We start from the raw sequence: 13,608 nt of genomic DNA, 5'->3' as shown, positions 1-13,608 counted from the left end.
CTTTTTAGGAAGTAGAATATTTTAATTTTTGTTGGGGCAGGCGAAATAATTTAATCCATTATGTACAGCAAACAGGATAATTGTATATATTTGCCGTTCGAAATTATAATTGTTATTACAGCATAATTTTGAAGTGAACAACAGTAATGGGGATGTAGCTCAGTTGGCTAGAGCGCTTGACTGGCAGTCAAGAGGTCGTGGGTTCGAATCCCATCTTCTCCACAAAAAAGCTTTCAATTTCTTGGAAGCTTTTTTTGTTTTACATAAACTCACTGTCATAAAACGTGGTAGCATCAAGTATTAAAATGTTTAGGTTATTTTTTTCAGTTGAAATACGGCTGCTATCCCAACCTAGATACTCTGCCATATCCTTTAAAATAAGTTCAGAATAGGTCTTTACACTGGCAATATCAAAAAACAAACGGCCGGTACGGCGCACAAAAAAGTCGGATAAACTATTCACCATTTCATGATGAATACTGTACCACAATTCGGCACGTATTAATCTTGTTAAGGAATCTGTGTTTTCAAAAGACGCCGATTTAAGTATTATGCTGTCAGCCATTTTTCCATAAGTGGCACATAAATATGGGGCGTAATAGGCATCTGTAACCCCCATGGCTTTTAACTCCTCTTTTAGTTGGTTTTGGAATTGGGAAACCTCATTTTCATCCTTAAATGAAGGGTTTACCAATGGAATTTGCGTTGTTTTCGATTTTTTCAAGTTAGACTTTTCCTCGTCATCCATTTGCTTTAAAACCGCTTTAATTGCTCTTTGTGCCATTTTTCGATAACCTGTGAGTTTTCCGCCGGCAATAGAAATCAATCCACTTTCAGAAATAAACAACTCATCTTTACGCGACAGCTCAGAAGGTGCTTTGCCGTCTTCGTGGATAAGGGGTCTTAATCCAGCCCAACTCGATTCTACATCGCTAAGCGTTAAGTTTAGTTGATTAAAGGTGTTGTTTACAGCGTTGATAAGATACTCTACATCCTGTTTTGTTGCTACCACACGGTTTAAATTTCCAGAATAATTGGTGTCGGTAGTGCCAACATAGGTTATTCGGCCTCTAGGAATAGCAAAAACCATGCGTCCGTCCGGCACATCGAAGTAAACGGATTGTTTTATAGGCAGTTTTTCCCAAGGAAAAACAATATGCACCCCTTTGGTAATGTGAAGATGTTTTTGGGTTAATGAATGGTCTTTGTTCCGCAAAGTATCAACCCATGGCCCCGTGGCAGAAATAAAGTGTTTCGCCTTTATTACCAAAGTGTTTTCGGTATTATGATCGATGCAATTAAGACTTTTTATTTTATGATTTTGATTGTAATTGAAGGATTGTACATCGCAATAGTTAATCAAATTAGCCCCGAAGGAAGCGGCCGTTTTAAGTATTTCGATGGTTAGCCGGGCATCATCTGTTCGGTATTCAGCGTAAAGCCCGCCGCCCAAAACTTTCGAGTCATCCAACAAGGGCTCTTTTTTAAGAGTTTCAGTTTTATCGAGCATCACCCGCTTGTCGCTTTTGGAAACATCGGCCAAATAATCATAAATTTTTAAACCAATGGAAGTCAATAATTTTCCATAGGTACCACCTTTTATGAGCGGGAGCAACATTTTTTCTGGAACTACAAGGTGAGGTGCCAATTTATGAACAATGGCACGTTCGGTACCCGATTCATGAACCAAACCGATTTCAAATTGTTTTAAGTAGCGCAGCCCGCCATGAATGAGTTTTGTGGATTTATTGCTCGTTCCGGAAGCAAAATCGTGTTTTTCAACTAAACAGACAGTCATGCCCCGGCTTGCAGCATCGAGAGCAATGCCTGCACCAGTAATACCTCCGCCAATAATGGCTAAGTCATAAGTGGTGGACTGGAGTGTTTCAAGCTGTTTTGCCCGGTTTAAAACGGAAAAAGTGGATGGGTTTGCCATTCATTCGTTTGGTGTTAAAAATGAAATAGCTTCTTGTACGGCCTCACTTAAATGGTTGGGTAGACGTTCTTTTTCATACGGATGAGAGGCTCCAAAAACATGGTCGGCACCTTCAATGATTTTAAGCGTGCTATCGGGTTTCCAACGTTTAAGATTGTGGGCTTCGCTCACTAGGACTGTCGGGTCTTCATTACCATGGATAATTAAAAATGGAATATTCAATTTTGAAACCGCGCGTTTAATGGTCAGTCGTTCTTCGTTGTTTTTGAAATCTGCATAAAACTGGTAATAATGGGGCATATTTTGTTTGGTGCGCCCGTTTACAACATATTTTACGCCTTCTTTTTTCCATTTTTCGGCATCGCCGGAAATGGGGCCCCGAGAGGCGTAATCTGAAACGCCAGCCAAACTTATTACTCGTTTTATACGGTGGTCTTCTTCGGCTTTAATCGTAACTATACCGCCAGCTCTACTATGGCCTAGTAAGTTAATATTGCCGGTGTTTGCTTCGTTTTTAAATGGAAAACCGTTAGAAACCCATTCCATAACGGTTTGTAAATCATCCAATTCTTTAGTGTAATTATTGTTTCCAAAGGCTTCCAAATCGAGGAAATCAATGGGTTGGTCTACAGTGCCGCCATTATGCGAAAAATTAAACTTTATAAAGAAAAAACCGGATGCGGCGAATGCTTTTGCCATTAAATCCCATGCGCCCCAATCTTTAAATCCTTTATAGCCGTGGCAAAAAATGATAATGGGTTTTGGTGTGTTGTTTTCTTCAAAAAACACGTCGGCCAAAATAGGTTTGCCGTGTTTTCCTTCTAATACAATGTTTTTTTCAATGGTCATTTTTAAACTTCTTTTTCTACGAAATCGATGTTCGGACTGCAAATTTCAATTATCAACTTTTTAAGTTCTGCTTCGAAGTCCAACAACGTATTTTGGGTTATCAGGCTGTCTTTCTTTCGGCTGGATGATGATTCTTTTTGGGCGAATTTTAAAAACCCCGAACTAAGGTTTTTAAACGAAATAATGCCCGCTTCAATAGGGAACTTCAGATTTTGTGAGGCCTGCATCATGTAGGCATAACAAAGCACTTGGAAACTTTTGCTGTATTTTTTATAATCGGTTGTAATGTCTTGCCAATCCACAATTTCCACTTGATTTTGTTCTACCTTTCCGGTTTTGTAGTCAATAATCCTAATCATTCCGTTGCACTCATCCACACGATCTACCTTTCCTTTTAATTTTATAGGAAAATCGAGTTCAGGAATATGGATTTCTATTTCATTATCGGCTTCAATGGCCAATATTTTAATTTCATTCCCTGCTTTTAGGGCTTGCATCTCTAATTTAAGAAAATTGGAGACATAGCGCTTGGCAATTTCAAAAATAATCAGATTTTTTCCGGTTGAAATATCACCTTGTTTGTATTCGTTTTTAAAATGGTAGGTTACCCGTTCTTCAATATTTGTTTTGAGTTGATTGATGATTTCAATGGTTAAAAATGTTCCAGTAAGCGGTTTGTAAAAATCTTCCAAAGTATTATGAACTACTGTCCCCAAAGTGTTGGCCGCCACGGTTTCTTCAACATCGTTGTTCTCGCGAATTTTTAGGATGCTTTGGTAGTAAAAATCAATGGGATTCCTGACGTAATTGGTGAGCGATGAGGGCGAAAATCCTTTTCCGGACAATGCAATTAATTTCTTTTGCAGGTCGGGTGTTTTTTTGATGCATTGCAATTCTGCGGGAATTACCGGCACGTTTGGCGCTAATATTTTGTGGTTGATTTGGTGTTTGCCCTCCAATTCCAGTTGCGTGATAAATCGACTTTTTTCGCCACCGGTCAACACATCAGCCTCTGTGTTGTATAAAATGTAAATGTTTTTAGCGCGCTGTAAAAGTCTATAAAAATGGTAGGTGTAAACGGCGTCTTTTTCTTTGTAAGTTGGGAGCTGGTTTTCTAACTTGACATCAAACGGAATGAACGAATTTTGGGTTTTTCCTGATGGAAGAATGCCTTCGTTAACCGAAGAAATGATAACGGTTTCAAAATCGAGAACACGCGATTCCAACATTCCCATAATTTGTAAGCCCTGCAATGGTTCACCTTGAAAATCGAGAGTTTCTGAACTTAAAAGCTCTTTGTAAATGCCGTGCAGGGTTGAAACGTTGTCGATATACGGATGCTCTGAATTTAATTTTGATATTTCCTTGAAAAGCGTACTGAATCGGTACAAATATTCCAGAGCAAGTAAATTAGCGGTTTTGTTTTTGTCTAAATGCTGTTTTATAAGTAGGATTAAATTAGTGCAGTTTTCTAAAGTATTTTCAACTGAGGTTCCCCAATTTGAAAATAGTAAATCGATAATATTTTCACCTTTAGGAGTTATTTCGTTGAGTTTTTCCTTTTTCAAATACACTAAATTGTTTTGATCGATAGTTTCGGTTATCACCGATGAGTAATCTGTGTTTTCAACAAAAAACAATGGTTTTATAAATTGATGCGAAATGATTTTAACTACATCTTTATAGTAAAACGTTGTTGGTGAATGTTTGTGTAAAAGGAATAGTGATTCGAACAAAGTAGCCAAAGGAATGGATTTTAACGGAAACCCCATAGTGATGTTAAGCGCATCAACGTTTGGAGGAATGGAGTTGAGCACCGGGACAAGTAAGTTTTCGTCGCCCAAAACTACCGCAGTATTTTGCAACGAGGGATTGTTACCTTGTAATTTTTTTAAGATTGAACCGATGTATTTGGCTTGGCCTATATTTTTAGGAATGCCAAAAACCGATATGTTTTTTTCTTCGGAATAATGCTTTGTTACCCAATTAAACGGATGGGTTTTAAAGTGTTTCCAGTTGTTTTTGTGCTGTCTTGTAAACAGCCCGGCATCGTGGTTTTTGTTATTGAAAAATTCTGCATCAATATCCCAATATACTTTGGCCATTTCATTTTGAAGCAATTCTTGAATGATGGTAGATTCTGAAGTGTTTAGTGCATTGAACCCCAAAAAAATATGTTGTTTTTTGGAATTGTTTTGAATGTAGGGTTCCAGGTTTTCAACGGCTTCTCTGTAAACCAATCCTTGGTAGCCTAATCCTTTGGTCAACAAAGCTTCATGAAAATGGTCATAGTAGTTGTGAAGCTTTTTCCAAAACGAAAGGTAGTTTTTTACAAAATCGGTTTTATTGACTTCGAGTGACCAATGGTTTAAATCTTGAATGGCACTTAAGTAATTGAAAATCTTTTCCTGTGGAATCAGGTAACGGTCAATCTCGTTAAAATCCTGCAGGAGTATTTGCGCCCATTTGGTAAAGGTGTCGAATGAATCTCGTTTTTGAGGCTTTGTTAACTGAGAATAACTATTGTAAAACTCAAAAAGCAATTCGGTATTCGAGATGGTTTTGAGTTGGGAAAGTTGCCCAACAAATTCTTCAATGCTTATAATTTCTGGTGAAAAAATAGTTTGATTTAAAACTTGCGGCAGTTGATGTTTTAAGAACAGCCCCGCACGTTTACTGGGAACAATGAAGGTGAGTTCGGAAAAAGATTGTGTGCTGTTTTTTAAGTCTTTTAAAACATCAAAAATAAAAGTCGTCATGTTATAAAAATAAAAAACGCTTCGGAAATCCGAAGCGTTTTTTTACTTATTATTTGAAAATTATCTGGGCTGTAAATTACTTAGCCAAGTTAATTTCTACACGTCTGTTGTTAGCTCTACCAGCTCTAGTTTTGTTAGAATCGATTGGTTTAGATTCTCCGTAACCAAGAGCAGAAAGTCTGAAGGCATCGATACCATTCTCAACTAAGTACTCTTTTACAGCATTAGCTCTAGAATCAGACAATCTTTGGTTTAAAGTTTCGCTACCTACGCTATCAGTGTGACCTTCAACAGTAAACTTAGAGTTAGGATACTCGTTTAAGATTTTGATGATATCAGCTAAAACTTCAGCAGATTGAGATTTGATAGTTGATTTACCAGTATCAAACAAGATTGTTTTTGCGTACTCGTTAAGTTGTTTTTGAACTTCAGCAGTTACTTCTGGACAACCAGCGTTTGCTACAGTACCTTTAATTTCAGGACACTTATCGTCTTTGTCTAATACACCGTCACCATCAGTATCTGGCCATGGGCAACCGTTGTTAGCAGAAGGACCAGCTTGGTTAGGACACTTATCGTCAGCATCAGTTACACCGTCACCGTCAGCATCTGGACAACCAGCTAAAGCAGCTACACCGGCAACAGTTGGGCAGTTATCTTTGTTGTCTGCTATACCGTCACCATCTTGGTCTGGGCATCCGTTAAGCTCAGCTAAACCAGCTTCGTTAGGACAATCGTCTTTGCTATCTTCAATACCGTCACCGTCAGTATCAGGACAACCGTTGAAAGCTTCTAAACCAGCAACATCTGGACAAGCATCATCTTTGTCGTAAATGCCATCTCCGTCAGTATCAGTTCCTCCAAATTTAATAGAGATACCTGCACTGTGCTGGAAGTGAGTTTGTAAGTAATCTTCGAAAGCGTGCTTGTATGCGGTTTGGAGCGTTAAACCAACGTTTTCGCTAAACCAAATGTTTACACCTAAAGTACCGTTTAAAGTACCAGCACCAATTTCGTCAACCCAAGTGTAACCACCACCTACACCTAAGTAAGGGTCGATAGTTGTTCCTTGTAAAAAGTTGTACTTAATGGTACCGTCTACACCGTAGTAAGACCAATCATCAACTTTGTTTACTTCTTCTGGTACAGTGTTTGCTTTATCTCCCCAGTTTTCAATTTTATTTAAAGAACCCGTAATTCCGAAAGAAAATCCGCTGCTTAGATATTTAGATACAGAAATGGTTGATAACGATGGTAAAATGTTCCAGTGGTCGCTAGCGTTAAAAAATTCATCGCCTAAACCGCTACCTAGGTAAGCGTCGCCTACTACACCATCTCCAGAAGGGTAAGCATCAACCGCGTTTGCCCCAATGGTAATTTGCCAAGGGTTGTTTTCGTCTTGCGCATTAGCGTTGCTATAACCAAGTACAAGCAACATAGCGAACAGTAATCTGCTAAGATTTTTCATATTCAAAAGTTTAATTTTTAAGTGTTAATTGTGAACAAAAGTAAGTTGTTAAATGTTATTAACAAAGACAAATATAAAAAAAAATAGTACAAATGTACCTTTCGTCGATAGTTCAGATTCAATTTAGATTATTTTTAGAGTATAACTTGCTTTAGCCAAGGTTATGGCGCATTTGCCCGAATGCGATTCCTTAAAACAAGCCATAATACCAGCTGTTTTGACAGATTTAAACCTGTTTTATTTTAATGTCGTCATTTATATACACCAAGATTCTCTTTTTGATGACAATGCCCATTTCTTCCAAAACGTCTTGGTAAAGTTGTAGCTGTTGTATGTGTTTTTCATCTTCGACTCCCGTTTTGTAATCAATAATAACGGCTTCGTTTTTTTTGTTTACAGCGACTTTATCCGGCCTAAGAGTAATACCTTGTTTAGTAATAATGTCGCGTTCATTATAAGTGGTGTAGGTTTTGGTAAAATAGTCGCTAATTTTGGAATGGTTGATAATTTGAACAACGGTTTCTTTCAGCTCAGAAGCTTGCAAGTCATCAATAACGGAAGCGCCAAAAAAATCATCAATTACAAAATCAATATCGGCTTTGGTTTTAATTTGTGCCATAATATCGTGTATCAAATTCCCCCTTTCAATAGCTTCTTTTTGTGCAGTATCCCATAAAAAGCTCGATTTGGTTACTACTTTTATGTGGTGTTGCTCTTTTGCCGTTGAAATGAATTCGTCCTGCAATTGGGTGTTGGTTTGTTTTTCTTCGGAAGTTGTTGAGGTCTTTTTTGAACTTCCGAAACTATATATCAACTTTGACTCTTCCCATAGACCCAAATGCTGAAGGTAGCTAATTAATAATCCTGAATATTTTTTGGTGTTGGCTTCGCCTTTTGTTGAAATATCTTTTGCAGAAACAATGTAAAGTTGCTCAGCAGCACGGGTTAAAGCTACGTAGAGTAGGTTGATGTTGTCCAATTCCAATTCCGACTGGTGCTTATTGTAAATCTGCTTGCCCTCATCTCCAAAATATTCAAAATCCTTATTGTAATTAAGCAGCGTATGTGTAAAACCCTGATATTGCTCTTTGTTGATGGCAAACCATTCTTTAGGCTCTTTTTCGCGGTAAATGTCCAGATCGACATACGGAAAAATAACCACCGGAAATTCCAAACCTTTCGATTTGTGAATAGTCATAATCTGTACCGCATTTTGCCCCAAAGGTGAAACAATGCTTAGGTTGTCTTTCTTTTTGTCGAAATACTCTAAAAATCCAGAAATATCAGAGCCTTTTTTCTGCGTAAAATCCAAAACAACATCCAAATAGAATTGAATATAGGCATTGCTGTTTTGCACCAAATTAAATTGGCGAACAATGGTTTCGGCCAAATCGAAAAGAGGTAGTTGAAATAGGCCTTCGGCTTTTATAAACACATCAAAGGGTTCCAGTTTTTTCAGTAGTTCTGAAACAGGCGTGTCGATATTTTCAATGAAAAAATCATGCTGGTTTTCAATTTCAAAATGTTTGGTTAGAAATTGAAGCACTCTAATTTTTATTTCCTTGTTTTTGGGTTGCAGCAAAAGCCCTAAAAAATGGTTGACGAACTGTACTTCGGGTGCATTGTTTAAAAGCAAGGTTTCTGACGATATAATGGGAATGTTATTTTGGCTCAAAAAATTGGCCACGGCCACGCCGTCTTTTTTCTTTCTTACCAAAACACAAATATCGCCAAGAGCAAAACCGTTTGTCAAACAGTTGTTTATTTTTTTCAAAACGGTTTCGGTAAAAAATGCATCACGGTCGTCGTTTTTAGTGAGGTCCAAAAACTCCAATTCTACATAGCCATCATCGGTTTTAGTGATGTTTTGTTCGGCGTGGTTGTATAGGTGGCTGTACATATCATCATTAAAAACCTGATGTGCCAAAAAGCTGAAAAGGCCGTTGTTGAAACTTACAACTTCTTTAAAACTTCGAAAATTGGCCGGGAGATTTTTTACTGTCTTTTCAACATAAAACGGATTTTCATTATTGAACAATTCGATAAACTGTTCGGCCTTGCCACCACGCCATCGGTAAATGGCCTGTTTGGCATCGCCAACCAGCATGGTGCTTCCGTTTTCGGCCGATAGGGAGTTGCCGAGTAATGGCAATAAATTTTGCCACTGCACCACCGAGGTGTCCTGAAATTCGTCAATAAAATAATGTTTGAATTTTTCGCCAATACGTTCATAAATAAAAGGAGTGGGCTGTGCTTTAATTTCGTTGTTAATGATGGCGTTGAATTCTGAAATAAGCATTTTATTTTGCTCTACTTTTAGAGCAATCAATTCTTTGTTTATAGCGTTCAACACAGAAAGCGGCGTGATGTTTTTGTAAAAGGCTTTTAAAAATTTCAGCAGAAAAACAGCTTGTTTTGAATCATTGAAAGCCGATGCAATTTGCGGTTGAATCTGCTCTATGGTTGAAGCAATATGTTCTGAAACCCGTTTGGGGTACAGTGTTTTTGTTTCAAGGTCTTCCTGCCACTTGGCCGTAAAATGAACATTGAAATCGGTGTTGGCCAGTTTTTGAAAGTGTTTTGGCAAATAGCCTCCAGAAAAATCTGTAAATTCCAATCCGGACTTTTCAATGGTACTTAATATACTTTTTGCAATTTTCGAGATGGACGATTCGGTTTCAGCAATGTCTTTTTTCAATTGTGATTTTAACGAGTTAAAATCAGCCAATGTTTTGTCTTTCAGTGTTTGTAAAAACGGAATATCATTTTCATTCACCAAAAGCTTGGCCATTTTGTTGAAATCGATAGCGACGTCCCAACTTTTATCGTCATCGGCCTTTTCAATGGCAAAATCTACCAAAATTTGAGTTAGGGCATCGTTTGTCCCTGCCTTGGCAATAAGGCTATCTACCGCTTCGTTTAAAAGTGCCTCTTGATCCAGTTCTACTTCAAAATTCAAAGGTAATTTGAGGTCGTGGGCAAAAGTGCGGATAATTTTATGGGTAAACCCATCAATGGTCGAAATATCAAAAGCCGCATAATTGTGCAGAATGGTATGGAGTAGCTTTTCCGATTTTTTGTGAAGCTCTTTTGATGGCATTTCCAATTCTTTACAAATGGATTTGAACATACTGTGGTTTGCCGTTAAAATTTCGCTGTCTGAAAATATTTTTAGCGTTTCGATAATGCGCTCCTTCATTTCGGCCACCGCCTTATTGGTAAAGGTTATGGCCAAAATACGCCTGAATTCAAAAGGACTATTTGAGCTGAATAGAATCTTTAAATATTCTTTTACAAGGGTGTAGGTTTTGCCACTTCCGGCAGAAGCATTATATATGGTAAACGGCGATTTTTTAGGCATTTTGTTTTATTTGTTTACAAGATAAAAACAAACAATCATTCTATAGCAATTTATTATTTTTAATATTTTTTATTGCCCCGTATAATGCCTAAATTTGAAAGAAATTAAATATTAACACTAAAAAACAATAAAATTATGGCTTTCGAATTACCGAAATTAGGATACGATTATGATGCTTTAGAACCGCACATTGATGCCCGTACTATGGAGATACACCATAGCAAGCACCACCAAGGGTACACCAACAACTTGAATGCGGCTATTGAAGGAACTGATTTAGATGGAAAATCTATTGAAGATATTTTAGCAAATCTTGATATGGACAATGGTGCCGTAAGAAACAATGGTGGCGGATTTTACAACCACTCGTTGTTTTGGGACGTCATCAACCCAGAAGGAAAAGGATACCTTTCTGGAGAATTAAAAGATGCCATTGAAGCGGCTTACGGTTCTAAGGAAGCGTTTATCGAGGCTTTCAGTAAAGCAGCTGCCACTCGTTTTGGGTCTGGTTGGGCTTGGCTTTGCGTACACAAAGGAGGAAAAGTTGAAGTATGCTCATCTCCTAACCAAGACAACCCGTTAATGCCAGGTGTTGGTTGTGGCGGAACTCCAATTTTAGGATTGGATGTATGGGAACATGCTTACTACCTTAACTACCAAAACCGTCGTCCAGATTACATTAAAGCGTTCTTTAACGTTGTTAACTGGAATGAAGTTGAAAGACGTTATGCAGAAGCTAAGTAAGTAGTAAACTTATTTTCTTCGGAAAATTTATGAACGGTTTGGCTTATCGAACCGTATAAAAAAATCGCTTGAAGGAATTCAAGCGATTTTTTTATGCATTCAACAGGGTTAGAATAAAACCCTGATGGTGTTTTTTAAAATGAAAAAGGTGAACAAGAAATGTTCACCTTTTTGCCCCAAATCTACCATAAACTTAACCTACTTATGTTATGGTGGCTCAAAGATATTGCGATGGAAGGGGTTACCGAAATATTTTAGTTGAACGACATATATATTGGCTTAAACGGGATAAAGCTATTAATTGGGGATGAAATGATTTCTTGTGGAAAACATCTGGCCGGGAAAGTAAATTGCATAAAAAAAGGCGAACAGATGTTCACCTTTTTTTGCCCCAAATCTACCATGAACTTAACCTACTTATGTTATGGTAAGACCAATTTATATGTATTTTAGATAATCTGAATATTTTTTAGATGAAATGCGCTTTTTTAAGTCGAAATGCGTTATTGGTGGATTATCAGCAGCTAAATTGTTAATGTCGTAATTAATAGGCGCGTTCTTTGTTGCCTTCGTAAAAGTTAATAAATGCCCGGTTTACTACACGGTTTCCACCTACTGTTGGGTAATTACCCGTAAAATACCAATCACCCAAATGTTCAGGGCAGGCTTTATGTAAGTTTTCAACCGATTGGAAAATGATTTTTACCTCTGCATTTATGGAAGTGTCGCTTAATAATTCCGAAATTTTGTCTGAAATCTGTTCACTTGTAAACGGGTCGTAAATTTCCTTTACAAAGTTTTGTACATGCTTGTCGTCCAAATCTGTTTGCTCGATACATTTATGGTACACATCCTTAACAATGTCATATTTTCCAGCTTCTTTAAGTAATTCCAGGGCAGCTCTAAATGCAATTAAATCTTCCAAACGAGCCATGTCGATACCGTAACAATCGGGGTAACGAATTTGAGGAGCCGAAGACACCACAATAATTTTTTTAGGATTAAGGCGGTCTAGCATTTTCAGGATACTCTTTTTAAGAGTGGTGCCTCGAACAATACTGTCGTCTATTATTACCAGGTTGTCGTTAGGTTTTATTACACCATAGGTAATATCGTAAACGTGGGCCACTAAGTCGTCTCGACTGCTATCTTCGGTGATGAAGGTACGCAGTTTAACATCTTTAATAGCTATTTTTTCAACTCTTGTGCGCTCAGATAATATTTCTGTAACTTTTTCTGAAGACAGTGAGCGCTGGCCGTTTAAAATTTTGGCTGTTTTCGTTTTGTTTATAAAAGCTTCAGCAGTTTCAATCATGCCGAAAAACGAGGTTTCCGCCGTATTGGGAATGTATGAGAACACCGTATTTTTGGTGTCGTAATTAATAGCCTCAAGTACTTTTGGCATGACTAATTTACCAAGCATTTTCCGTTCATAATAAATTTCGGCATCACTTCCTCTTGAAAAATAGATGCGCTCAAATGAACACGATTTTTTCTCTAATGGCTGTAAAATTTGCTTCAACCTAACTTCTCCAGATTTTTTGGTGATAATGGCTTGACCCGGATTTAATTCAATGATATCCTCAAACTTCACATTGAAAACAGTTTGAATCACAGGGCGCTCGGAGGCCACGACTACCACTTCGTCGTCCTTATAATAATAAGCCGGACGAATTCCAGCAGGGTCGCGTAAAACAAACGAATCACCATGCCCAATAAGTCCTGCCATAGCATAACCACCATCCCAGTTTTTAGCGGCACGTTTTAATATTTTGGCCACTTTTAATCGTTCTGCAATTAGTGGCGAGGCTTGGCGCTTATTATAGCCTTCTTTTTTTAAGTCTTTATAAATTTTGCTAACAGCATCATCTAAAAAGTGACCGATTTTTTCCATAATAGTAATGGTGTCGGTATATTCTTTTGGGTGCTGCCCAAGTTCAATGAGGTTGCCGAAGAGCTCTTTAACATTGGTCATGTTAAAGTTTCCGGCCATAATCAAGTTTCGGTGCATCCAGTTGTTTTGTCTTAAAAACGGATGAACACTTTCCACGCTATTTTTGCCAAAAGTACCGTAGCGTACATGTCCGAGTAACACTTCGCCTATGTACGGGATGTTTTTCTTTTGGGCAGCGACATCATCTTTATATTCGGGGTGGTTTTCAAACTCCTTATTGATGCGGTCGTTAATCTGTGCAAAAATGTCTTGAATAGGTTGTTGGGCTATAGACCGTACTCGGCTTATGTAGCGCTCGCCTGGCTTAGTGTCCAGTTTTATGCTGGCAAAACCGGCACCGTCTTGTCCACGATTGTGCTGTTTTTCCATCATGAGATACATTTTGTTTACCCCATAAAAGGCACTGCCGTATTTTTCTTTGTAATATTCCAAAGGCTTTAAAAGCCTTATCATGGCAATTCCACATTCGTGTTTTATAGCATCACTCATAAAAAATGTTTTCGCTTTTCTTTAATTTTATTTCCCTTAGTCGGATTT

At 37.9% G+C, this 13,608-nt stretch carries 7 protein-coding genes and 1 tRNA gene; 2 read left to right on the top strand and 6 right to left on the bottom strand.

Going from position 1 to position 13,608, the window contains the following annotated elements:
- Positions 1–148: 148 nt before the first annotated feature.
- Positions 149–222: transfer RNA gene (locus tag ABI125_00720), tRNA-Ala, on the top strand.
- 37 nt (positions 223–259) lie between these two features.
- Here the strand turns inward: ABI125_00720 and ABI125_00715 are convergent.
- From ABI125_00715 to ABI125_00695, 5 genes are all read right to left on the bottom strand, one after another.
- Positions 260–1,936: a glycerol-3-phosphate dehydrogenase/oxidase gene (locus ABI125_00715; protein XCF06395.1), complete on the bottom strand. Its 1,677-nt coding sequence runs from the start codon at positions 1,934–1,936 to the stop codon at positions 260–262.
- A complete protein-coding gene (locus ABI125_00710) occupies positions 1,937–2,785 on the bottom strand; it encodes an alpha/beta fold hydrolase (GenBank protein ID XCF06394.1) in 849 nt (282 codons plus the stop codon).
- Between the two features lie 2 nt (positions 2,786–2,787).
- A complete protein-coding gene (locus tag ABI125_00705; GenBank protein XCF06393.1) occupies positions 2,788–5,544 on the bottom strand; it encodes a PD-(D/E)XK nuclease family protein in 2,757 nt (918 codons plus the stop codon).
- Positions 5,545–5,620: 76 nt separating this feature from the next.
- The gene (locus ABI125_00700) at positions 5,621–7,012 is read right to left on the bottom strand and encodes an OmpA family protein (GenBank protein ID XCF06392.1); all 1,392 of its coding nucleotides are present in this window, start codon (positions 7,010–7,012) and stop codon (positions 5,621–5,623) included.
- A 226-nt stretch (positions 7,013–7,238) separates the two neighbouring features.
- The gene (locus ABI125_00695) at positions 7,239–10,373 is read right to left on the bottom strand and encodes a UvrD-helicase domain-containing protein (protein ID XCF06391.1); all 3,135 of its coding nucleotides are present in this window, start codon (positions 10,371–10,373) and stop codon (positions 7,239–7,241) included.
- A 135-nt stretch (positions 10,374–10,508) separates the two neighbouring features.
- Here ABI125_00695 and ABI125_00690 point away from each other — a divergent pair, with 135 nt between their 5' ends.
- Positions 10,509–11,117 carry a superoxide dismutase gene (locus tag ABI125_00690; protein ID XCF06390.1) on the top strand — a complete coding sequence of 203 codons (609 nt, stop codon included), beginning with the start codon at positions 10,509–10,511 and terminating at the stop codon, positions 11,115–11,117.
- Between the two features lie 544 nt (positions 11,118–11,661).
- On the opposite strand, the gene ABI125_00685 is transcribed toward ABI125_00690, so the two are convergent.
- Positions 11,662–13,560 carry an amidophosphoribosyltransferase gene (locus ABI125_00685; protein XCF06389.1) on the bottom strand — a complete coding sequence of 633 codons (1,899 nt, stop codon included), beginning with the start codon at positions 13,558–13,560 and terminating at the stop codon, positions 11,662–11,664.
- Positions 13,561–13,608: the final 48 nt, after the last annotated feature.

It is taken from the genome of Tamlana crocina, assembly GCA_040429635.1.
GTDB classification, from domain to species: Bacteria; Bacteroidota; Bacteroidia; order Flavobacteriales; family Flavobacteriaceae; genus Flavisericum; species Flavisericum crocinum.
Note: the sequence above shows the minus strand (reverse complement) of the source record. Positions and strands in the feature narration are given on the sequence as shown.

Coding starts and splice junctions, on each gene's coding strand:
- ABI125_00700 (XCF06392.1), bottom strand. CDS start 7,012: ATGAAAAATCTTAGCAGATTACTGTTCGCTATGTTGCTTGTACTTGGT.
- ABI125_00705 (XCF06393.1), bottom strand. CDS start 5,544: ATGACGACTTTTATTTTTGATGTTTTAAAAGACTTAAAAAACAGCACA.
- ABI125_00715 (XCF06395.1), bottom strand. CDS start 1,936: ATGGCAAACCCATCCACTTTTTCCGTTTTAAACCGGGCAAAACAGCTT.
- ABI125_00695 (XCF06391.1), bottom strand. CDS start 10,373: ATGCCTAAAAAATCGCCGTTTACCATATATAATGCTTCTGCCGGAAGT.
- ABI125_00710 (XCF06394.1), bottom strand. CDS start 2,785: ATGACCATTGAAAAAAACATTGTATTAGAAGGAAAACACGGCAAACCT.
- ABI125_00690 (XCF06390.1), top strand. CDS start 10,509: ATGGCTTTCGAATTACCGAAATTAGGATACGATTATGATGCTTTAGAA.
- ABI125_00685 (XCF06389.1), bottom strand. CDS start 13,560: ATGAGTGATGCTATAAAACACGAATGTGGAATTGCCATGATAAGGCTT.